Source organism: Bacillus sp. UNC437CL72CviS29, assembly GCF_000482345.1.
GTDB lineage: Bacteria > Bacillota > Bacilli > Bacillales > Bacillaceae_G > Bacillus_A > Bacillus_A arachidis.
This window is the reverse complement of sequence record NZ_KI535303.1, coordinates 489,122-511,807: the sequence shown is the minus strand read 5'-3', so window position 1 is coordinate 511,807 and position 22,686 is coordinate 489,122. Positions and strand designations below refer to the sequence as shown.

Genomic DNA, 22,686 nt, shown 5'->3' with positions numbered 1-22,686 from the left:
AAAAACAGGGCCCATATAGGACCCTGTTTGCTATTCAATCGTCTTCAGTAATAATTTCTTCAATAACGGCTTAATCTTCAATCGTAAATCTTCAGCATGATTGGCAACTAGGAAATGATGATTGTAAATATTTTTCATTAACTGATATGTCGCTTCTTTCGCTTCGCCTTCTTCGATAAAGATACCGATAACTTCCATACCGCTTTTACGAGCGAGTTTAACAGCTTCATGTGTGTCTAAAATACCATCTTGTTGGTAGTCTAAAGCAGATGGCTCACCGTCTGTAAATACGAGTAGGAACTTATGTTTCTCTGGTCTTTTTGCAAGTTTTTCTGAAACGATACGGATAATGTAACCGTCACGATTGTCTTCTTCTTCGCGAAGTTGCATAATCTCAGGTCCAACGTTTGGAAGGGTTGAATTCTTGTATGTTACTACTTCATGAATCACGTTTGGTTTATCTTCTGGTGTCGCACTAGAAGCATCTTCCCAAAATCCGCTAATTGCATGTGGAATTTTCAATGACTTTAACGCTTCATGGAACAGAACAACACTTTTTTTCGTTTCTTCCATTTTGTTATACATAGAGCCCGAGCAGTCTACTAATAGCTGAAAGGCAACATCAAGCTCTTGTGATTCCTGCCCTTTTTTATAAAACATCCGTGGTTGCTTTTCTGTATAAATACGAAGGAATTTTTTACGAAGTCTTCCGTAATATTTATCACTATTTGCGTTGGTTTTATTTTCGATCGTCTTCTCAATGATTTTCTTTAACTCTTTTACATCTTTATTAATGACTGATTTGATCGCTTGATAATCTTTTTTATCATCAGGATTTGGCTTGCGTGCTTCTTTAAATGTATGAGAGGCACCGACGTTATATTTACCGTATATGCCTTCATTTTGACTAGAAGTGTGTGAGGCTTGCGCATCTTGCGCATCTGCCTGATCGAAGTTTGATTGCGTACTTTTTTGAGAAGTCCCCTGTACAGAACCAAGTGCTTGATCGCCATCTTCTGATTCACGAGCAGTATCACCCATCATATTTGTTTTTGTTCCGCTTTCTAATTCAAAGCGTAAAAAGTTCTCGTTTTCGTTATTTTTATTTTCACGATGCCATGTCGAGAAGCTTTCATTAATTTTATTTTTATTCTCATCATCTACGATTTGAGTATCATCATTTGCTAAATCTTCGACGCGCCCATCTTTTTCTTCGGCAATAACAGATAAATATAGCGGTGCGTGTCCAAAGTAGTTGTTAATCATATCATTTTCAAGAAAACCTTCTAAGCGATAGCGAATTTTTTCAATGATATACATTGTATCTTCTGTATTACGAGCTTGAAATGTTTCATGTAAAATAGCTTCAATTTGCTCAAAATATTCGTTGTGAAACATTTCGTATTTATCGCTTGTTAAAGAAAGATAGCATAGACAAAATAGACGGTCTCCATGATAGTTACGAACACGGTTGATTTCATTTTGTGAACCGAAGTAATTACGGTACATCTCTTTACGTCTTTTAAAAATGTGTTTTGTACCAGGACGTAAGTTTTTGACAATTTCCTCTACGCGTAAATCTTCTAACAGAACAAATAATTGTGTTAAAAATTTTTTAAGAGGAGAATCTTGCAATTCAATTGCATAAGAACGAATGAGCTTCATGTCTGAGTAATGTTTATTACCAAGTGCCTTTAAAAACACTTCGCTTTTTAAGCCGATTACCATATCCTCTTCTTTACGATCATCCCAAAAGTGACTGATGACAACTTTCTTTTCGATTTCGTCGTAATATGCCTTATAGCCATACTCTAAGTAAGCATCATCTTCTTTTAGAAGAGCATACATTAAATTTTCCATTTGAAGAAACAGCGACGCATCAATTTTTTTGTCACTAAAAATTTGTCTCATGAATTATCCCTCAAAGAAATAGCTTTCTGCTAATTCACGGACAGTCATTTGTTCTGTTTCATCATTTAATTTTGCAATAATGCTTCGCTCAATTGCACGTATAACAGGAATATATACACCTAAGTCACATGCGTCAATAATACCACGAATACTTGCTGCTTCTTCACTTACGCGTCCGTCACGGGCAAGTGGCATGAGGTCACTTGCGAATGCAACAAACTTTTCAATTGTTGCAATGTCTTTCAATTTTGATTCAGATAATAATAGTTGTTTTAATGTATTACCTTGAATATAAGGAACTTCAATGATAACAAATCGATTTTTTAATGCTTCATTTAATTCGCTTGTTCCAACGTAACCTTCGTTGATTGCAGCGATTACACGGTATTCTTCATCACCATATACAACTTGTTGTGTAAATGGGTTTGTGATCATTTTACGGTAATCTAATGCACCATGAAGAAGAGGAAGTGTTTCCGGTTTTGCCATATTAATTTCATCGATATATAGGAAGTGTCCATTTTTCATCGCTTTCATAAGAGGACCATCAACGAAGGAAACTTCAGATGCTCCGTCTTTTGTTTTTAAAGTATTATATCCTAAAATACCCTCGACATCTAAATCGACAGAACAGTTAATACTGTGCATTGGTTTTTGGAATAAGGAAGATAGCGTTTCTGCAAGAACGGTTTTTCCACTTCCAGTTGGTCCTTTTAATAAAATATTTTTGCCAAGCAGAAGGGCTGTAATTGCATCTTCAATAATGCTGTTATCCGATGCTTTGTACATTTTTGTTCCGATTAAATGTGCATTTTCACCAACTACTTGTTTATTTTTTTCGTGAATTGTTGCTAATTGCTGTTTTAAATCAGCATGTATATGAAATTGTTCTAACATGTATTTCCCACCTAACATTATTTTCATAAAGTAAACAATACATCTTATGATAACTTGTTTTAATATGGTATGCAAAGAAAAGGAGAGGGGAGAAGAGTACGACATTATAAAAGAAAAAAGTAACCAAATTTACTTTGATTACTTTTTTCATATTTATAGTAAAGGGGAAATTAGACGCATTAGAGATTCTAGTATTCGTTTTTTAATACTTCTTTTTTGGAATGACTTCCATCTAATTTCAGTGGAATGGTTAAAATCTTCTTCAAAATCATGTTTAATATCAAGAACTGTTTTGGATTCATAAAGTACGCTAATGATTTCATAATTTAGTTCAAAGCTGCGGACATCCATATTTGCCGTGCCAATTGTTGCAATTGTATCATCAACGAGTACAATTTTAGCGTGCATAAAACCATCTTTATAGCTGTAAATTGAAGCTCCTGCTTTTAGGAGTGGTGTAAAGTATGATTGAGATGCTTGATCACTAATGATACTATCACTTTTACCCGGATATAGAATGCGGACATCTATTCCAGCCAGTGCACTTAAACGAAGTAATGTTAATGTTTCTTGATCAGGAATGAAGTAGGGTGTCGCAATCCAAATTGATTTCTTAGCAGAAGCTATAACAGCAAGTAACGTATTGCGAATGCTTGTATCATCTGAACTTGGTCCACTTGCTACAATTTGAACAGCACCTTCTGCATCAGAAATTTCTTTGCCAGGAAAGTATTTTGTATTCATAAATTGATCCCAAGAATATGTATTTAAACCACTAGAGGCATAGAGCCAATCCTCAAGAAATATTGCTTGTAATTTGTACAATGCTTTCCCATCTATTCGTAAGTGACTGTCACGCCAAATTGGGAATTTTTTAGAACGACCAAGATACTCATCACCAACGTTGAGTCCGCCGGTAAAACCAATTTCTCCGTCGATAATGATGATTTTACGATGGTTACGATAATTGACTGTTTCAAGTAGCCACGCTGAGAATATAGGATCGAATTCCACAATTTCAATTCCAGCATCTTTCATAGGCTGTAAGAAGCGTTTTCGCAACGTATTGCTTCCGAGTCCATCATAAAGGAAGCGTACAATTACACCGGAATTTGCTTTTTTTATTAAAGCGTCTCGAATTTGTGTACCAATTTCATCAGCTCGATAAATGTAGTATTGAATATGTATATGGTGCTTCGCCTGTTCAATCGCTTGTAAAATTTCTGGAAATGTTTGTTCACCGTTAGTTAAAAGTTTTGTGGTTGTTGCATCGGCAACAGGGCCGCCTCCAAATTTTTGCACCACTTTTGTTAAATGTGTTGAGTGTTCACTTAGGGAAGATATGGCTAATATATCTTCACGTCTGCCTTCTAATATTTCACGGAACAATTTTCGCTGCTCTTCTGAACGGTGGAGATGTTTTTTTCTTCTCCAGCGACTGCGGCCAAAAATAGAGTATAGAAGTACACCGATAATAGGGAGAAGAGCCAATACTAAAAACCATGCTAATGTGCTTTGTGGGGAACGATTTTCAATGAAAATTACGAAAGAAATTCCGATAATTGTAATAGACCATAAAGCACCAATAAAAGTATATAGTGAAATATTGGATGTATCTAAAAGGAAAAGCACAATCGATATAATGGTAAATACAAACAATAACTGAACGATGGGTTTTTTCATCTGAATAAATTTCACCTATTCTTTCTTAAATATATGCTTCTTATATGGAAGCTGTCTTCTAACATTTCTATTATAAACGTTTTATTTTTTTGTACCAACATAGATATTTTGCTCATGCCTTCCACATTTGTCCCACATAGCGTATATTATTACGTTTTTATATGAAAAGGAGTTTGAATGATATGCATAGAATCAGTCGTCCATTTGGTTGATATGGCTATCCATACTATTCATATAGCTCATATTGATGGAAGGAGGAGAGTGAGGACTACTTATAATTTCTATATTTGTCAGGTTTATGGTAGTGAATAATTAGAACAAAGGGAGATGAAGATAAAATGAATGAGATGCGGAACCATAGTGGACATCACCATAATCACCACGGAGGTCACAATCATGGAGGTTATCATCACCATAATCACCACGGAGGCCATAATCACGGAGGCTATCATCACCATGGCGGCGGTAGTAGTTGGGGATGGGGAGGAGGCACATTTGCCCCAGTTGGAAGTTTTGCGGGCGGGATGCTAGGCGGACTAACAGCTGGAGCATTAACGAGCGGCGGAGGCTATTATCCGGCGCCGTATCCAGCACCATATCCAATGCCGGTCCCTACACCATACCCAACAACATATCCAATACCGTATCCAACACAATATCCATATGGGGGTTATTAATAAATAAGTGATAAAAAACAGACTATTGTAATCTGTTTTTTAGTAGTTAAGGCAATCGTGCGTATAGCTAATCTAATTCGTAAGTAAGCGGAACTTTAGATGTGACTGATTAAAAAAAGCTGTTAACTAACAACTTATTTTTTAGATAAATTGTAGTTAACAGCTTTTTGGATTAGCTAATTTTCGTATTTTGTTGCTTTGCCATGGATGATACTGAATTTTTCATAAGAATTGGGTAAAGAATGAGTCCTAATATAAATAATCCAATGCCTAAGAAAAATGTTTTCAGATCAGCTGTTCCTGTTTTAATTACCCAAATAGAGTATCCGAGTGCAAGTACGGTAATGATTCCATCTTTTATTCGAGAGCCTGGTGTTATATCGTATGTTTCTCCTGTAACAACAAGTTTTAATTGGTATAGAGTGGAAACAAGGTATGGAATTAAATAAGCTAAAGTTGCAACAACAATGGCAAAATTATAGGCTTCTGAAACCGTGCCAGATATTGTTGAGAACAGGAAAATTTGCGTCATAATATTTGTAACAAGCAATGATTTTGACGGACTGCCTTTTTTGTTTGTTTTTCCAAAGAATTTTGGGAAAAGTCCGTTCTTTGCTGCTTGATAAGGAACTTCTGAACTTACAACAATCCAGCCAACGGTAGATCCGAATAATGATACAAGTGCAAGCAGTGCCATGATGTAAGCACCTTTATTACCGATTGCTAGGTTTAAAGCATCTACTAACGGTTTTTGAGAATCTTTTAAAGCATCTTGCGGAAGAGCACCCATTGTTAGTAAAGTAATTGACATGTAAATAAGAAGGGCAATGATTAACCCGAAAATTGTTGCCTTTTTCACATCACGCTGAGACTTTGCACGGTTGGATAGCATAACTGCTGATTCAATCCCTATAAATGCCCAAAGTGTTGCAATGGCAGCAGCATTTACTTGACCACCTAATGGAATTGCCTTTCCAGCCTCGTTCATAAATGTTTGCCCATCGCCAAAATTAGAAGCATTAAAAATAAATAGTGTGATGACAATGAACATTGTAAATCCGATAATTTTTGCGATTGTTGCAAGTAGGTTCATGTTACCTGCACGATCAATATTTTGAGAAAGAATATATTGAATGCCCCATAGCATAATGCTACATACAGCAAATGTTAATCCTTTTCCGAGTTCTAATGAAAATCCGTTTAGCGAAAAAAGAACTTGCTTACTTTGTAAAACTGGGAAGAATGTAGATAGGTATCCTGCAAATGAAATAATAACAGAAGCAGTTGCAGCCCAGTTAGCAGCCCAGTATCCCCATGCCATACTATATCCAGCAACCTTACCGGCCTTTTGCGAGGTGAACATTGCTTGTGCATAACTTTGTGGACCAGCTTTTAATTCCGGTTTACGAACTGCAAGGTTACCAAATACAAGAGCAATCATAAATACACCAAGTCCTGTAATTGTCCATGCAAGTGTTGATCCCATTGGTCCTGATACTTGCGCTAAATTCGATGGAAGCATAAATACGCCGCCTCCAACCATATTTCCAACAACAAATGCTGTTAAAATCCATAAACCCCATTTTTTCGTTTCCATGTTTGGCTATCTCCTTTGTAGTAGTTTTGCTTATTCATCATCTTTTTACTAACGTTTTTTGAAAATAAAAAAGAGCCATGTAGATAAAAAATACCTACATGGCTCTTTTTGCCTAACGTAGGTACAACGGGAATAACCCTTGTACCTACGCGTAATTTTTCCGCTAGGTTTCAAGGGTTAAGTATGATGATGATGTTTTTGTGCAAATGTAACTACAGTTGTATTCATAAGCATAGTTCTTTGCTCCCTTTCTCCTCTGATTTTGAAGTTAGTATACTACATGTTTTTTGGAATGAAAAGAGAAATCTGAAAAAAATTATAAAAATGCGCATTGGTGACTAAATATTTATATAGATATTTCTTGTGCTGGACAATAAGTAAGAGATTGGCATGAATTTCTGTCATGCTATAATACAAGTAGAAATAGAAGGTGACGAGGGGTTATTCAAAATGATGAGTAAGTATGAACAGATTTATACGGAGATAAGTGATTCAATTGATAATCGCAAGTTAACAGAGGGGTGCAAAATCCCATCTGAAACAGAATTGATGAAGCAGTATGAAGCGAGCCGTGGGACGGTAAGAAAAGCTGTTGATTTATTGCAGGAACGTGGATACGTACAGAAAATACATGGTAAAGGTGTTTTTGTTTTAAAACGAAAAAACATTGAATTTAACTTTGGAGGTATTGTGAGTTTTCAGGAGGAAAATGAACGATTAGGGCGCCAATGTATAACAAATGTAGTAGAGATGGAGAAAATCTTAGCGACGAAAGAGCTAGCAAAATTATTGAATGTAAAAACGAGAACGAAGATAGATCATATTAAACGTGTTCGAAATATTGACGGAGAAAAGGTAATCTTAGATGTGAATTATTTTGTATCTGAACATATTCCAGAGTTAACAAAGGAAATAGCTGAGAAATCGATTTATAAATATATTGAGAAAGAATTAGGATTACATATTAGTTATTCACAGCGTGTTATTGAAGTGCAACCTTGTACAGATGACGATAGAAAGTATTTAGATTTAAATGGAACTGACTATGTTGTTGTTGTGAAAAATTTTACGCATCTTTATGATGGTAGTCAATTTGAATATACAGAATCACGTCACCGACTTGATATTTTTCATTTTTCTGATGTGGCGCGGAGAAAATAAAAAGATGAAACCGTACAGTGTTTCATCTTTTTTTGTATATTTTGAGAACAAATAAAAAATACATATTAACTCGTATATACGAGTGTTGACTAACTTATATATACGAGTTAATATGTATTTGTAAACGGTATCAAAAAAAGAAAAGAGGGACGGAGTATGGGGAAGGATTATCGTAAGACAGCAGAACAAGTGTTGCAATATATCGGTGGGAAAGAAAATATTGACCAAGCAGCGCATTGTGTAACGAGATTACGTATTGCACTGAAGGATGAAAGTAAAATAAATAACGATAAATTACAAGCGGTTTCATTAGTGAAAGGTGTATTTCATAACGCTGGTGTATTTCAAATTGTTATTGGCCCAGGAGATGTAGATCGAGTATACGCAGAATTGATAACGCTTGCAGGTATGGAGGAATCGACAGTAGCGGATGTAAAGGATTCGGGGAATCAAAAATTAAATCCAATGCAAAAGTTTGTCAAAATATTTTCTGATGTATTTATGCCGATTTTACCAGCAATTGTTACAGCTGGTTTATTGATGGGTGTTAATAATTTATTAGGCGCTAAGGATTTATTTTTTGATGGAAAGAACTTATTGGAGGTATATCCAAACTTAGGTGGACTATGGGATTTAATTAATATGATGGCGAATACGGCATTCGTATTTTTACCAGCACTTGTTGGTTGGTCAGCGACGAAACGGTTTGGCGGCAGCCCGATACTGGGTATTGTTATGGGGTTAATGCTTGTACATCCTGATTTATTAAATGCATGGAATTATGGAAAAGCAGCAGCAGGCCTAGATGGACAAAAAATAGAGTACTTCAATATTTTAGGATTATTCCAAATTGAAAAAGTAGGTTACCAAGGACAAATTTTACCGATATTAGTAGCGGCATTTGTTTTAAGTAAAGTTGAGATTTTTCTTAAGAAACGTGTACCAAATGCGATTCAATTATTAGTTGTTCCGATTACAACAATTGTTGTAACTGGTGTATTAGCGTTAGGAGTTATTGGCCCAGTTACACGTCATATCGGTGATTTATTAACAGCTGGCTTAGTTGGCGTATATGAAACAGTTCCTGTACTTGGCGCAGTATTATTTGGCGCATTGTATGCACCGTTAGTTATTACGGGTATGCATCATATGTTTATTGCAATTGATTTACAGTTAATCGCGCAAAATGGTGGCACATTTATTTGGCCAATGATTGCACTTTCTAACCTCGCACAAGGTAGTGCAGCGCTTGCAATGTTTTGGATTTCTAAAAATCAAAATGATAAAAGTATGGCGTCAACATCGGCGATTTCAGCATACTTCGGTATTACAGAGCCAGCGATGTTTGGGGTGAATTTAAGAAATAAATTTCCGTTTTATGCAGCTATTACAGGATCGGCAGTTGCAGCAGTATTTATCACGTTAAATGGGGTATTAGCACCAGCAATTGGAATTGGCGGATTACCAGCATTTATTTCTATCATTCCGAAATCGATTCCAATGTTTGTGGTTGGTATGGTAATTGCGATAGTGATTCCATTTGTTTTAACATGGTTATTTGGAAAACGAGTAAAACAGAAGTAGGAGGCAGGGGAGCATGAAAGATTGGTATAAAAGCGTTGTCTATCAAATTTATCCCAAAAGCTTTAATAGCTATTACAATACAGAAACAGGCGATATAAAAGGTGTAACAGAGAAATTAGGTTATTTAAAAGAACTAGGTATTGATTATATTTGGTTAACACCAATTTACCGTTCACCGCAAAATGATAATGGCTATGATGTGAGCGACTATTATTCAATAGATCCATCTTATGGAACGATGGAGGAGTTTGAAGAATTACTAGCAGAAGCGAGAAAACATGAGATTGATATTATGCTTGATATCGTTGTAAATCATAGTTCAACGGAGCATAAATGGTTCAAAGAAGCGAGTGAAAATAAAAATAGCCCGTACCGTGATTTTTATATATGGCGCGATGAAAAGAATAATTGGCAGTCTAAGTTTGGCGGCTCCGCTTGGGAGTATGATGAGAAAACAAAGCAATATTATTTGCATCTATTTGATAAAACACAGGCTGATTTAAATTGGGAAAATGAACAACTACGAAAAGAAGTATACGAGATGATGCGCTTTTGGCTTGAAAAAGGGGTTAAAGGATTCCGTCTTGATGTAATTAACTTAATTTCGAAAGATCAACGATTTTTAGATGACGAAGGAACAGCGGCTACAAGCGACGGACGTAAATATTATACAGATGGACCGCGTGTTCATACATATTTACAAGAGATGAATTACGAAGTGTTTGAAGGAAAAGATGTGATTACAGTTGGAGAGATGTCTTCTACAACAATTGAGAATTGTATCAAGTATTCGGATCCAGGGCGTAGGGAATTAAGTATGACATTTAGTTTTCATCATTTAAAGGTAGATTATCCAAATGGAGAGAAATGGACAAGAGCAGATTTCAATTTCGGTCAATTAAAAGAAATTATGTCGAAGTGGCAAACTGAGATGCAAGATGGTGGAGGATGGAACGCATTATTTTGGTGTAATCATGATCAACCGCGCATCGTATCGCGTTTTGGTAATGATAAAAAATATAGAAACGAATCAGCAAAAATGTTAGCTACTGCGCTGCATATGTTACAAGGAACACCTTATATTTATCAAGGTGAAGAAATTGGGATGACAAATCCAGAGTTTGATAATATAGATTTATATCGTGATGTGGAATCTTTAAATATTTATGAAATGAAGCAGGAAAAAGGAATGTCAGATGAAGAAATCATTGGCATTTTGCAGCAAAAATCTCGTGATAATTCGCGTACGCCTATGCAGTGGAATACAGAAGAAAATGCTGGCTTTACAACAAATACACCGTGGATTTCTGTTGCAGAGAATTATAAAGAAATTAATGTGGAAAAGGCACTTGAAGATAAACAATCTATTTTCTATCACTATAAAAAGCTAATTGAACTTAGAAAGAAATATAATGTTATTACAAATGGTAAATATGCAATTATAGATGCAAACCACCCAAATGTATGGGTATATACACGTGAGCTAGAAGATGAAATGCTACTCGTTGTCAATAATTTTTATGAAGAAACAATTGTATATTCTGTACCAGACAAAGTTATAGGAAACGAAATAAAGCAAGAAATATTAATATCAAATTATGAGGATTCAGGTGAAGATATTAGAAACCTTGTACTTAGACCATATGAATCTATTGTGTATCGATTTACTAAATAATTGGAATAAGAGGTTGGATGCTAATAGCATCAAACCTCTTATTAATTTAAAACACCGCTACTTCAGGAGTAAATTACACCATTCATATATACCTTTTGTACTATAGAGATTACGTCCAATGATATGTACAATTACATCATTTGATTAATAGGGAATTTATGGAAAGTGATTTATACTAGTATTGTGTCTTGCCTTTTTAGGTTTCGTACACAGCCGGTGATTGGCTAGTGGAGGTTTTTCCATTTTGCCCGTGCCGGTTTTTTGTTGGATAATAGAGAAAATATATTTTTACAAAGAAAGAAGGGACTGTTTTGAAAGATGTAGATTCTATTTCTATGAGAGAAAAAGTTGCTAGTTTTTATCTTTATTTTATTTCTTTTCTTGGTTTGATTACTATAACTATATCTTTACTTGAAATTAAAATCCCTTCTCATCCAACGATAATAGTATTGTTAATACTATTTATGGGGATTACTGAGTATTTTCCTGTACGATTCTGGAGGGGAGTAAGCTCACTTAGCTTTCCAATCATTTATTCTATGCTTTTGTTGTTTGGCACACATATAACTGTGCTCTCTCTTGTGTTTGTTACATTAATTATCCACTTACTCCGCCGTTCGCCGGTAGAAAGGATACTTTTTTAATAGTACTCAGCATGCTCTTAGCCTTATACTAGCAGAATGGTTTTCTAGCAAATGTATGCTTTTGTTGACGAGTGGGATGAATATGGCAGTTTTATATGAAAAATTAATACTTTTACTGTTGTTTAGCATATTCTTTTGTTTTTTCAACAACCTTTTTTATGATTTATTAATAGTACTCCTTCCTCAGACATATTCGTTGCGTCGATGGAATCAAAAAAACATATCAGTATTTCTTTGTGAAAGTTTTTGTTTATTCTATGCTGCTCTTATGCATATATTAGGTACGCAATATCGTTTAGAAATGAATGAAATTGTATTTTTTTTCTTCTTCTTTCCGCTTGTGGCAATTTCTATTATTAATTCATTTTCTGCACGAGTACGGATGGAAAAAGAAAGATTGTATGAATTCTTTCTTATTACGACCGAAATAAGCCGTGGATTATCTGATGGAAATCTGCAACATATAAAAAAATCACTTAAAGGATTTCTAGGGATACAAGCATATGTATTATGGACAAAAGGCGAAGATGGATGGAGTATTCAGTTGAAAGATGGCAAGTTGAAGGAAAAAATAACTGATTATTCTAATGATGCAGAAAAGTTTGAGGGGATAACTAAAAATATCGTTTTTAATAATTGGAAAATTGGTACAGCACCGGGAGATAGAGTGTTTGAGGACGTTATACGCTCTCTTGTTTATTTTCCTCTTATTGTAAATGATGAGTTAATCGGAATGTTTGTTACAGGAAAAAGTAGAAGTTCTGGCTTTTTTCTAGAAGACGTGCAGCTATTAGAAACTTTTTCTAATCAATTAGCTAACATAGTTAAAACGAGAATACTTATTTCCGAACAAGAAAAAAGGATGATTTTAGAAGAAAGAAATCGAATTGCACGCGAAATTCATGATGGTATAGCACAAGCATTGGCCGGGGTGATATTTCAACTAGAATCAGCTCAGAAAAAATACCGTGATAAACCAACTGATATGCAGCAAGTAGTGGAGAAAAGTATAAGAAAATTAAGAGAGAGTTTAAGCGAAGTTCGCTATTCTATTTATGCTTTAAAGCCATATCCAACACAACAATTAGGGCTCAAGCAAGCAATAGCAAGTAAAATAAAATCTGTAAAACAAGAATATGAACTAGACATTAGATACCATGAAAGAGGACATTCTCGCACACTCAGTTTTTCTAAAGAAAGGGTCATTTTGGTGATCACATCCGCGTCGATTTCTTATGGAACTTGGACAAAAATACAGTGCCTGTATGGTCTACTACATTGTCTGAGTTGAAGAAAGCTACGCAAAATGGAAATGTACTTGACCTTGTGCAAAAAGGTGTTGTAGATCGAGAAGGAGATGGACTTGCTCCTGGTGATGATGACACATTCTATGTCATGTTCACATTTGTAGATAACGGTGAAGATCAAAATATGTTCCAAGGAGATGCATTGAAATTGAACTGGCCATTCAACTCAATGCAGACAGAAGGTGAGGATAAGTAAATATAAAGATTCTCGTACTTATACAAGGATAAGATGATAGCGTTATATCTTTAGCTATAATTTAAACATTTTTTGGATAATTTCTTTCAAATATTGTACAGATTGATTTGATAAATCAATCTGTTTTTTGTTGTCAGATAGAGTTTGAGTTTTTTAATCATCATAGCAGTATTTTTTCATATTCCTATCGAATTAAATATAAGGATACATAAAGGGGGAATACATATGGAAATAGCTGTAGAGAGAGTTTTTACAACTGAAATTTTGGAGGAAGCTGCAAGACGATTTAACGTTACAGTGGAAGAAACACCACTTGGTGATTTTGAAAACTATATTTTTCATGCAAAGCATGAAAGCGGGGAATCTTACGTATTAAGATTAACGCACTCTTCTCATCGATTTAAAAAACAGGTGGAAGCAGAGTTAGACTTTTTACGGTATCTTGCAGAGAACGGAGCTAAGGTTGCTGCGCCACATTGTTCAATATCTAAAAAACTTGTAGAAGGGATACAAGCAGCAGATGGAACTATCTTTTATACTTCTCTTTTTACATATGCCAAAGGAGAGAGAGTAAAAGGAGAAACATCAGTGTATTGGGGCGATGATTTTTTTGAAGCATGGGGAAAAGCGATTGGTCAACTGCATCGTCTTACAATTGATTATCCAAAAACGGAATATCGTGATACCTGGGAAGTAGAGGAGAAAGCGATTATTAATGAGCTAGAAGATAGACAAGTAAAAAAGATTGCATATGCATTAATTGATAAAATAAAGATGCTTCCGATAGAAAAGGGAACTTTTGGACTTATGCACGGTGATATTCATCAAGGGAATTTCCATTATGATGGGAAAGAATTGACAATTTTTGATTTTGATGATGCAACGTATAATTATTTTATTCATGATTTAGCGATGGTTATTTATTATTCTGTTCTTTCAAATGCATGGACTGAACAAGAGAAAACATTGTTTGTACGTAAACAATTACAAGTATTAAGAAAAGGATATGAATTGGAACATCAATTAGAAGAAAGGTGGTATGAATCACTACCACTATTTTTACGTCTTCGTGATATCGGTTTATATGGTACGATTCAGAAAAAATTCAAAGGAAAAGAAATGCCAGTATATTTCCAAGAACTAGCAGAAGCGCTTTATGTAAGGATTATAAAGCAGGAAGCCATTGTGAATATATAATACACATGTAACGTAACAAAGTATATATATCGAATATATACTTTGTTTTTTTATACAAAAATATGTTTGTTTTATCAAAATAATATTGTCATAGACTATAGATACATTTATAATTTTTATATATTCTGAATATTCTTTATAAGGAAAAGGAGGGGGAATGGATTGGAGTCCTTTGTTACTTGGCTAAATAATATTGTATGGAGTCCCGCACTTGTTTATTTATGTTTAGGAGTAGGTTTATATTTTTCAATACGAACGAGATTTTTACAAGTTAGGCATGCAGGTGAAATGGTAAGACTGACATTTCAAGGGGAAAAATCGGAAGCGGGTGTCTCTTCTTTCCAAGCGTTAGCACTTTCTCTATCAGGGCGCGTTGGAACGGGGAATATTGCTGGTGTAGCAACAGCGATTGCTTTTGGTGGTCCAGGGGCTGTCTTTTGGATGTGGGCTGTGGCGTTTTTAGGGGCAGGCTCTGCTTATGTGGAATCAACACTTGCTCAAATATATAAAACGAAGCATCAAGGGCAATTTCGTGGTGGTCCAGCTTATTACATTGAAAAAGGCTTAGGGGTTAAGTGGTATGCACTTGTGTTTGTCGCTGCTACAATTCTTGCAACAGGGATGCTACTTCCAGGTGTTCAAGCAAATAGTATTGCTTTGAGTTTAGAAACAGCTTTTGGTATTAATACATCTGTTTCAGGAGCAGTATTAGTTGTTGTATTAGCACTTATTATTTTTGGTGGAGTTAAGCGAATTGTTAATGTAGCTCAAGTTGTTGTACCGTTTATGGCAGCTGGATATATTCTTGTTGCTTGTGTAATTGTAGCTATGAATATCGAAAAGTTGCCAGAAGCATTCATGTTGATTTTAAAAAGTGCATTTGCCTTAGATGCTGCGTTTGGAGGAATTATTGGTTTAGCGATTTCTTGGGGAGTAAAACGTGGTATTTATTCGAATGAAGCTGGTCAAGGAACTGGGGCACATGCGGCTGCAGCTGCTGAAGTATCTCATCCAGCAAAGCAAGGCCTTGTGCAAGCTTTTTCCGTTTACATTGATACATTATTCGTTTGTTCAGCAACAGCATTTATGATGATTATTACAGGCATGTATAACGTATTTGATGCAAGCGGAAAAAATTTCATTGTGAATAAACTGAATGGTGTAGAACCAGGTCCTGGATATACACAAGCTGCAGTAGAATCTGTGTTTCCTGGATTTGGAAATGGTTTTGTTGCAATTTCTCTATTATTCTTTGCTTTTACAACGATTATGGCGTATTACTACATTGCAGAAACAAATATTGCCTATTTAAATCGTGATAAGGATCGTCCATGGATGTCACTTGTTTTAAAAATTGTTTTCTTAGGTGTTGTATTCTACGGCTGTGTCAAAACAGCAGCAACAGCTTGGGCGCTTGGAGATATCGGTGTAGGGATTATGGCATGGGTCAATATCATTGCAATCATACTTTTACAAAAACCGGCACTGCTAGCACTGAAAGACTATGAAAAACAGAAAAAAGAAGGAAAAGATCCTGTATTTGACCCAAAGGAGCTAGGAATCAAAAATGCTGATTTCTGGGAACACGAATACGGAAAAGATAAGAAAGAAGAAGTGTCATAATAGAGTATTTGCAAAACAATAAAGTGGAGTGTATCTGTCCGTTATTGTTCAAATAATGGGAATTTCTATTTGCATGGCCGAATAAAATTTGAATCAGGTAAGCTTCACTTTATTAATAATTGGGTCAGAAAGGGGGAAAAAGATTGATTGCTTTTCGTAATGTAAACAAGTTTTATGGTAACTTTCAAGTTTTGAAAAATATTAATTTACAAGTCCAAAAAGGAGAAGTAGTTGTAATCGTAGGACCATCGGGATCTGGAAAAAGTACATTACTTCGCTGCATTAACCAATTGGAAACAATCACAGAAGGAGACTTAGTAGTACAAGATGTTGAAGTACATAATCCGAAAACAGATATGAATGAGTTACGCCGGAATATTGGAATGGTGTTTCAACATTTTTATTTATATCCACACAAAACAGTGCTCCAAAATATTACACTTGCACCAATAAAAGTGAATAAGACTTCAAAAGAAGAAGCGGAAAAAACAGCAATGTATTATTTAGAAAAAGTGGGAATTCCAGAGAAAGCGAATGTGTATCCGCAGCAATTATCTGGTGGACAACAGCAACGGGTAGCGATTGCAAGGGGATTAGCGATGAAACCAGAAATCATGTTATTCGATGAGCCAACTTCTGCACTTGATCCAGAAATGATTGGAGAAGTGCTTGATGTAATGAAAACCCTAGCAAAGGAAGGGATGACGATGGTTGTCGTCACTCATGAAATGGGATTTGCACGTGAAGTAGCAGACCGCATTATATTCATGGATGAAGGGCAAATCATTGAAGATACAAAGCCAGTAGATTTCTTTGCAAATCCAAAGCAAGAAAGAGCACGATTGTTTTTAAGCCGAGTGTTAAATCATTAGAGGAGGGGTTTTATGTTTAAAATGAAGAAACTGTTCGTTTTAATTGTATTTTCATGCTTATTTGCTCTTATCATAGCAGGTTGCGGGAGTAAGAAGGAAACGTCCAAAGAAGTTTCTAAAGAAACTTCAGGCGGAAAAGTGGTAGATCAAATTAAAAAGCGTGGGAAATTAGTAGTTGGGGTTAAGAATGATACAAACTTATTTGGATTAAAAGATCCTGCAACAGGGAAGGTAGAAGGATTTGATGTTGATGTAGCAAAAGCGCTTGCGAAAAAAATTCTCGGAGACGAGAGTAAATTAGAATTAAAAGAGGTAACTTCTAAAACGCGTATTCCAATGTTGAAAAACGGTGATATTGATGCGATTATCGCAACGATGACAATTACAGAAGAGCGTAAAAAAGAAGTTGATTTTTCAGATGTATATTTTAAAGCAGGGCAGTCATTACTTGTAAAAAAAGGAAGCAAGATTAAGAGTATTGATGATGTGAAAAGTGGTGTGACAGTATTGGCGGTAAAAGGATCAACTTCTACGCAAAATATTCGTAAAAAGTCCCCAGAGGCAAAAGTACTAGAATTTGAAAATTATAGTGAGGCATTTACAGCATTAAAAGCAGGAAAAGGGGATGTCCTTACAACGGATAACGCTATTTTATACGGCATGGCAAAACAAGATGCAAATTATCAAGTTGTTGGAAAGATTTTCACGGATGAACCGTATGGAATTGCTGTTCAAAAAGGAGCAACTGATTTAACAAAGGTAATTAATGATTTGTTAAAAGAGATGAAAGCGAACGGTGAATACGATAAATTATATGAAAAATGGATTGGTGAAAAACCAGAGAAGTAAAGTATAGAAAGAGTAAGAGGATGAGAGGTACTCATCCTCTTCTTGTAAAGAAAGAGGGGGGAGCATTTGCCTGATTTTTCTATTCTTACAAACAATCTTGATTTGTATTTAGAAGGATTTAAATATACAGTGATGTCTAGCATTGTTGCACTGATTGGGAGTTTTATTCTCGGTACGATTATGGCAGTGATGCGAATTGCACCCATTCGAGTTTTGAATTGGTTTGGCGCAGCTTATGTAGAATTCATTCGGAATATTCCACTTGTTTTAATTGCATTTGTATTTTATTTTGCTTTTCCAGTAATGGGTGTTACATTAAATGGGTTTATTGCTGGGACGGCCGCACTTACAATCTATACAGCAGCGTTTATTGCAGAAGCAATTCGAGCTGGAATCTTGTCAGTTCCCAAAGGACAGATGGAAGCAGCGCGTTCTTCGGGCCTAACGTACGTGCAAGCGATGTATTATGTCGTTTTACCACAAGCTATTAAAATAGTAATTCCACCATTAGGTAATCAGTTTCTCAATTTAGTAAAGAACTCATCTATCCTTGGCATTATTGCCGGAGCAGATTTGATGTATCAAGGGGATTTAATTTCAACAAGAACATTTGTTACATTCGATGTATATATATTTGTTGGTATGTTTTATTTACTATTGACTGTACCGCTTAGTATGCTTGTGCGTTACTTTGAGAAACGCTTAGCGAAAGGAGCGGTGTAAATGGATTTTCGAGGTGCTTATACAGGCGATCATGTCTTATTTTTATTAAAAGGACTACTTGTTACGTTAGAAATAGCTGTTGTAGCAATTTTGCTTAGTTTTATTATTGGTAGTGTAGTAGGGACGCTGCGATATACAAGAATCCCAGTCGTATCACATTTATTAGGATTTATCGTTGAAATCATTCGTAATTTACCATTACTTTTAATCATCTTCTTTACGTATTTTGCGCTTCCAGAAGCTGGACTGAAATTAGAGATTAAAACGGCAGCCATTGTTGCTTTAACAATATTTGAAGCAGCGATGATATCAGAAATTGTACGAAGCGGTTTATTATCGATTGAAAAAGGACAAATTGAAGCAGCACGTGCCTCTGGATTATCATACGTACAAACACTTTGGCATATTATTTTGCCACAAGCTTTGCGACGTATGGTACCACCGCTCGTTAGTCAATTTATCTCTTTATTAAAAGATACATCACTAGCGGTTGTGATCTCATTACCAGAACTTATGCATAACGCCCAAATTATAAATGGACAGAACGTAAATTATATGATTCCTACATTAATACTTGTTGCGTTTATGTATTTTGTTGTCAATTACAGTTTATCAATTGTATCTAGAAAATTGGAAAGTCGTTAACTCTTACATGAAATGAGATGTAAGAGTTTTTTATTTTTTACATAGTATAGGAGCTATGATTTGGAAGATATTTGTTTTTTTTATGGGTGTAATTATAATTTAGATAAAAAAATATATATTTTATCAGAAAAGTTTTAATTTTATATAGAAATTGTAACCGCTTTCGTGTATATTTTTGTTATCAGAAAATTTTAAAAAGAGATAGAGGGTAGTTATAGGGGAGGATTACGATGCAGCAAACAACGAACGAGAAATTACATCGCACGATGAAGAGTAGACATTTATTTATGATTGCACTTGGAGGGGTAATCGGAACAGGTTTTTTTCTTGGATCAGGCTATACTATTAACCAAGCAGGACCAGGAGGAGCAATTCTTTCTTATTTAGTCGGTGGATTTATTATGTATTTAACAATGCTTTGCCTCGGTGAGCTAACAGTAGCGATGCCAGTTTCTGGTTCTTTTCAGAAATATGCGACGAAGTTTATCGGCCCGGGGACAGGATTTATGATTGGATGGCTTTACTGGCTTGGATGGGCAGTTACAGTTGGCTTAGAGCTGACATCGATCGGTTTAATGATGAAAAGATGGTTTCCAAATGTAGATGTTTGGGTATGGTGTCTTGTATTTGGAGTTATTTTATATATGGCCAATGCTATTTCAGCAAAGAGTTATGCGGAATTAGAATTTTGGTTCTCAAGTATTAAAGTTATTACAATTATTGCATTTATTGTTCTTGGTGGTAGTGCGTTATTTGGTTTCTTGCCATATGACGGAAAAGAAGCAGCACCTCTTTTTTCTAACTTTGTGAGTGATGGCGGATTGTTCCCAAATGGACTTACAGCGGTACTTCTTACTATGATTACAGTTAACTTCTCGTTCCAAGGTACAGAGTTAATTGGGATTGCAGCAGGGGAGAGTCAAGAACCAGAAAAAACAATTCCACGTGCTATTCGTAATACAGTATGGCGTATTATGTTGTTCTTTATTTTAACGATGACGATTTTAGTAGGTTTAATTTCATGGAAAGATGCAGGGGTTATTGAAAGCCCGTTCGTTGTTGTATTTGATAAGATCGGCATTCCATATGCAGCAGATATTATGAACTTTGTTATTATCACTGCTTTATTGTCTGTAGCAAATTCAGGATTATATGCAGCAACGCGTATACTATGGTCACTTGCAAATGAGGGAATGGCACCAACTTCCTTCAAAAAGGTAAATAAACGCGGTATTCCGATTATGGCATTAGTAGTTACAATTGCGGTAGCGGCACTATCTTTACTAACGAGCTTTTTGGCAGAGGATACAGTATATATGTACTTATTATCTGTTGCTGGTTTATCTGCAGTTGCAAGTTGGATTATCATTGCATTGTCACAACTTCGCTTTAGAAGCCAGTACGTAAAGGGTGGCGGGAAATTAGAGGACTTAAAATATAGAACACCGCTATATCCAATTGTCCCAATTTTAGCGTTAATTACAAATAGTATCGTTGTGATTAGTTTAGCGTTTATTCCAGAACAGCGCATGGCATTATATTGTGGTATTCCATTTATCATTTTCTGCTACGTGTATTATTATATGAGTAAGAAGCGACAGCAAATTACGAAAGTGGAGATGGGCACAACGTATGAAACTAACAATCAAGCATGATGATATTGAGGCAGAACTTTCACATGGTCAATTGTCTATTGGAAAAGAAAGTGGATATACACCGTTAGAATTACTAGTTTCTTCTATTGCAGGATGCAGTGCAATTGTATTTCGGACAATTCTAGAAAAGAAGCGTATTACATATGATACGTTTACAATTGAAACTGAAATTGGAAGAAGTGAAGTTTTATCAAGACCGGTAGAAAGTGTTCATTTGTACTATAAAGTAAAAGCAGAAGGGATTACACAGATACAGTTAGAGAAAGCGTTAGAGCTTGCGGTGAAGAATTGTACGATTGCTCAATCTGTGAAGGATAGTATAAAAATTACGGAAACAGTTGAGTTAATGGGTGAATGAACTTTTGTGAGTGGTATGTAAAGTCAGAAGAAATTGAGAATAAGATCGTATAAAGTGAAGTAAGCGTCAAGTAACTCTAAAATCAACCTTTATTGTATATTTTGGAGTTACTTGACGTTTGCGTTTTTTTACTTGTATATATAGTTTTACAACACCTTCATTAGTTTATTACTAACATTATGAATAAATGATATAATCTATTTTTATCTTAGTGTAATAAATTAATTGAAAAGGTGAGAAGGCATGGGGAAATGGTTTACACTTCGAGAAATTTCTCGAAATACATCTATACCTATTCAAACGGTAAAGCGCTATGTAGAAGATTATCAGTCATATTTAAATATGCGTAACGAAGAAGGCGTTTATATATTTCATGAAACATGTATTTCTACACTACAAGAGGTTAGACAATGCTATAAACAAGGAAAGAATAAAGAAGAAATTAAAGGGATTTTGAACAAAGTTTGTAGCAATTCCACGGCGATGATAGTCAAAGAGAGTACATGTAATGAGGACCCTGTATTATTAGGAATACATAAACATTTAGAAAAAGAAAATAATGTTCATCAAAATCTTATGAAAATGATTCGGGAGCAAAGTAAAGAGATAAGTAAACTACATCAAAAATTAAATGAGCATTTAGAACAAAAAGAGCGTATCGCAATAGAAGAAAGAGATCGTACATTAACACAGTTACTTAGAGAGATGCAAAATGTAAAAAGAGAAATAGCAAAATCAAAAAAGAAACCTTGGTGGAAAACTTTCTTTTTTGAAAAGAACTGAAATCACATTTATATACATATTTATCTCGCTATTCGCGGACAGTAAAACCTCGACTGATTAAAGTTTCACTTTATTTTTAGTGGAATCACGTATGTTTCCTTTCTTTTTGAAAATGCTAGACTTTTTTTGACGATTTTATTAAGGTAAATATTGTGCACAAAAAGGAAAGCTCAAATTTGAGCGTTGGGAGTAGTTTATGACAGAAAATAAACAACAAAAACGCTTAATATTCTTGCTAACTGTTGTGCTGGTTGCAGTATTCATATGCGTTAGTTTTCAAAACAAGAAAACAAATTCGAATAAGTCTAATAATCATGTAGCGGATGTACGTGAGGATAAAAATTCTGAAAAATCCAGTAAGAGCGATTTTTCCAACGTAAAAGTTACAAATAATGTTTCTGATCAATCACTAAAAGAGAAGCTCTCGAATTCAGAAGATGAAGGTAATATTTCGAAACAATCAATTGAGATAGATCATGCTAGTGATTTACCTCAAAATAAGAATTATAGAGATTCAAGTGAAAAAATTTTTTCTACTGAAGTACACAAGGAAGCTACTTTCGTTAAGTTAGGAAAAAAGGACAGCGACAATGATCACACTTTAAACAACATGAATAATTTAATACAACCAGTACAAGTTAGTGAGGCA

Annotated in this window: 18 protein-coding genes and 2 pseudogenes; 16 read left to right on the top strand and 4 right to left on the bottom strand. The window is 35.1% G+C overall.

The window, feature by feature from the left end:
- Positions 1-30: 30 nt before the first annotated feature.
- From M014_RS0123665 to M014_RS0123655, 3 genes are all read right to left on the bottom strand, one after another.
- The gene (locus tag M014_RS0123665; RefSeq protein WP_026593909.1) at positions 31-1,911 is read right to left on the bottom strand and encodes a vWA domain-containing protein; all 1,881 of its coding nucleotides are present in this window, start codon (positions 1,909-1,911) and stop codon (positions 31-33) included.
- 3 nt (positions 1,912-1,914) lie between these two features.
- Complete coding sequence (locus M014_RS0123660) at positions 1,915-2,808, bottom strand: ATP-binding protein (RefSeq protein ID WP_026593908.1); 894 nt, start codon at positions 2,806-2,808, stop codon at positions 1,915-1,917.
- A 153-nt stretch (positions 2,809-2,961) separates the two neighbouring features.
- Positions 2,962-4,491: a cardiolipin synthase gene (locus tag M014_RS0123655; protein ID WP_026593907.1), complete on the bottom strand. Its 1,530-nt coding sequence runs from the start codon at positions 4,489-4,491 to the stop codon at positions 2,962-2,964.
- A 338-nt stretch (positions 4,492-4,829) separates the two neighbouring features.
- Between M014_RS0123655 and M014_RS0123650 the strand changes: the two genes are divergently transcribed.
- A complete protein-coding gene (locus M014_RS0123650; RefSeq protein WP_026593906.1) occupies positions 4,830-5,168 on the top strand; it encodes a hypothetical protein in 339 nt (112 codons plus the stop codon).
- A gap of 172 nt (positions 5,169-5,340) precedes the next feature.
- Here M014_RS0123650 and M014_RS0123645 read toward each other — a convergent pair whose 3' ends face one another.
- On the bottom strand, positions 5,341-6,765 hold the full coding sequence (locus M014_RS0123645; protein WP_026593905.1) for an amino acid permease: 1,425 nt from the start codon (positions 6,763-6,765) through the stop codon (positions 5,341-5,343).
- A 450-nt stretch (positions 6,766-7,215) separates the two neighbouring features.
- On the opposite strand from M014_RS0123645, the gene treR reads away from it, so the two are divergent.
- From treR to M014_RS30705, 15 genes and pseudogenes are all read left to right on the top strand, one after another.
- The gene (gene treR, locus M014_RS0123640; protein WP_026593904.1) at positions 7,216-7,926 is read left to right on the top strand and encodes a trehalose operon repressor; all 711 of its coding nucleotides are present in this window, start codon (positions 7,216-7,218) and stop codon (positions 7,924-7,926) included.
- Positions 7,927-8,082: 156 nt separating this feature from the next.
- Positions 8,083-9,510 carry a PTS system trehalose-specific EIIBC component gene (treP, locus tag M014_RS0123635; protein ID WP_026593903.1) on the top strand — a complete coding sequence of 476 codons (1,428 nt, stop codon included), beginning with the start codon at positions 8,083-8,085 and terminating at the stop codon, positions 9,508-9,510.
- Between the two features lie 13 nt (positions 9,511-9,523).
- Positions 9,524-11,185, top strand: coding sequence for an alpha,alpha-phosphotrehalase (gene treC, locus M014_RS0123630; protein WP_026593902.1), 1,662 nt, complete (start codon positions 9,524-9,526; stop codon positions 11,183-11,185).
- Between the two features lie 311 nt (positions 11,186-11,496).
- Positions 11,497-13,036 (top strand): annotated as a pseudogene (locus M014_RS27445) (GAF domain-containing sensor histidine kinase); the annotation flags it as partial.
- A pseudogene (locus tag M014_RS0123620) lies at positions 13,036-13,332 on the top strand (TasA family protein); the annotation flags it as partial. The pseudogenes M014_RS27445 and M014_RS0123620, both read left to right, overlap by 1 nt.
- Before the next feature lie 225 nt (positions 13,333-13,557).
- Positions 13,558-14,529: a phosphotransferase enzyme family protein gene (locus M014_RS0123615; RefSeq protein WP_026593900.1), complete on the top strand. Its 972-nt coding sequence runs from the start codon at positions 13,558-13,560 to the stop codon at positions 14,527-14,529.
- A gap of 162 nt (positions 14,530-14,691) precedes the next feature.
- Positions 14,692-16,152, top strand: a complete 1,461-nt coding sequence (locus tag M014_RS0123610) for an alanine/glycine:cation symporter family protein (protein ID WP_026593899.1) — start codon at positions 14,692-14,694, stop codon at positions 16,150-16,152.
- Positions 16,153-16,295: 143 nt separating this feature from the next.
- Entirely contained in the window at positions 16,296-17,024 is a 729-nt protein-coding gene (locus M014_RS0123605; protein ID WP_026593898.1) for an amino acid ABC transporter ATP-binding protein, read from the top strand.
- Between the two features lie 12 nt (positions 17,025-17,036).
- Positions 17,037-17,873, top strand: coding sequence for a glutamate ABC transporter substrate-binding protein (locus M014_RS0123600; RefSeq protein WP_026593897.1), 837 nt, complete (start codon positions 17,037-17,039; stop codon positions 17,871-17,873).
- Between the two features lie 66 nt (positions 17,874-17,939).
- Complete coding sequence (locus M014_RS0123595) at positions 17,940-18,596, top strand: amino acid ABC transporter permease (RefSeq protein WP_026593896.1); 657 nt, start codon at positions 17,940-17,942, stop codon at positions 18,594-18,596.
- Complete coding sequence (locus M014_RS0123590; protein ID WP_026593895.1) at positions 18,597-19,241, top strand: amino acid ABC transporter permease; 645 nt, start codon at positions 18,597-18,599, stop codon at positions 19,239-19,241.
- A gap of 230 nt (positions 19,242-19,471) precedes the next feature.
- Positions 19,472-20,896 carry an amino acid permease gene (locus M014_RS0123585; protein WP_026593894.1) on the top strand — a complete coding sequence of 475 codons (1,425 nt, stop codon included), beginning with the start codon at positions 19,472-19,474 and terminating at the stop codon, positions 20,894-20,896.
- Positions 20,874-21,254: an OsmC family protein gene (locus tag M014_RS0123580; RefSeq protein WP_026593893.1), complete on the top strand. Its 381-nt coding sequence runs from the start codon at positions 20,874-20,876 to the stop codon at positions 21,252-21,254. Before M014_RS0123585 ends, M014_RS0123580 begins: the two co-directional genes overlap by 23 nt.
- A 243-nt stretch (positions 21,255-21,497) precedes the next feature.
- Positions 21,498-22,037, top strand: a complete 540-nt coding sequence (locus M014_RS0123575) for a DUF3967 domain-containing protein (RefSeq protein ID WP_026593892.1) — start codon at positions 21,498-21,500, stop codon at positions 22,035-22,037.
- A 196-nt stretch (positions 22,038-22,233) separates the two neighbouring features.
- On the top strand, positions 22,234-22,686 hold a 453-nt coding region (locus M014_RS30705), incomplete at its 3' end, for a hypothetical protein (protein WP_197030420.1).

Excerpts from the sequence above, each read along its gene's own strand:
- treP (WP_026593903.1), top strand. The coding sequence starts at position 8,083 with ATGGGGAAGGATTATCGTAAGACAGCAGAACAAGTGTTGCAATATATC.
- M014_RS0123585 (WP_026593894.1), top strand. The coding sequence starts at position 19,472 with ATGCAGCAAACAACGAACGAGAAATTACATCGCACGATGAAGAGTAGA.
- M014_RS0123645 (WP_026593905.1), bottom strand. The coding sequence starts at position 6,765 with ATGGAAACGAAAAAATGGGGTTTATGGATTTTAACAGCATTTGTTGTT.
- treC (WP_026593902.1), top strand. The coding sequence starts at position 9,524 with ATGAAAGATTGGTATAAAAGCGTTGTCTATCAAATTTATCCCAAAAGC.
- M014_RS0123575 (WP_026593892.1), top strand. The coding sequence starts at position 21,498 with ATGGGGAAATGGTTTACACTTCGAGAAATTTCTCGAAATACATCTATA.
- M014_RS0123650 (WP_026593906.1), top strand. The coding sequence starts at position 4,830 with ATGAATGAGATGCGGAACCATAGTGGACATCACCATAATCACCACGGA.
- M014_RS0123655 (WP_026593907.1), bottom strand. The coding sequence starts at position 4,491 with ATGAAAAAACCCATCGTTCAGTTATTGTTTGTATTTACCATTATATCG.
- M014_RS0123660 (WP_026593908.1), bottom strand. The coding sequence starts at position 2,808 with ATGTTAGAACAATTTCATATACATGCTGATTTAAAACAGCAATTAGCA.
- M014_RS0123580 (WP_026593893.1), top strand. The coding sequence starts at position 20,874 with ATGAAACTAACAATCAAGCATGATGATATTGAGGCAGAACTTTCACAT.
- M014_RS0123600 (WP_026593897.1), top strand. The coding sequence starts at position 17,037 with ATGTTTAAAATGAAGAAACTGTTCGTTTTAATTGTATTTTCATGCTTA.
- treR (WP_026593904.1), top strand. The coding sequence starts at position 7,216 with ATGATGAGTAAGTATGAACAGATTTATACGGAGATAAGTGATTCAATT.
- M014_RS0123590 (WP_026593895.1), top strand. The coding sequence starts at position 18,597 with ATGGATTTTCGAGGTGCTTATACAGGCGATCATGTCTTATTTTTATTA.
- M014_RS0123665 (WP_026593909.1), bottom strand. The coding sequence starts at position 1,911 with ATGAGACAAATTTTTAGTGACAAAAAAATTGATGCGTCGCTGTTTCTT.
- M014_RS0123615 (WP_026593900.1), top strand. The coding sequence starts at position 13,558 with ATGGAAATAGCTGTAGAGAGAGTTTTTACAACTGAAATTTTGGAGGAA.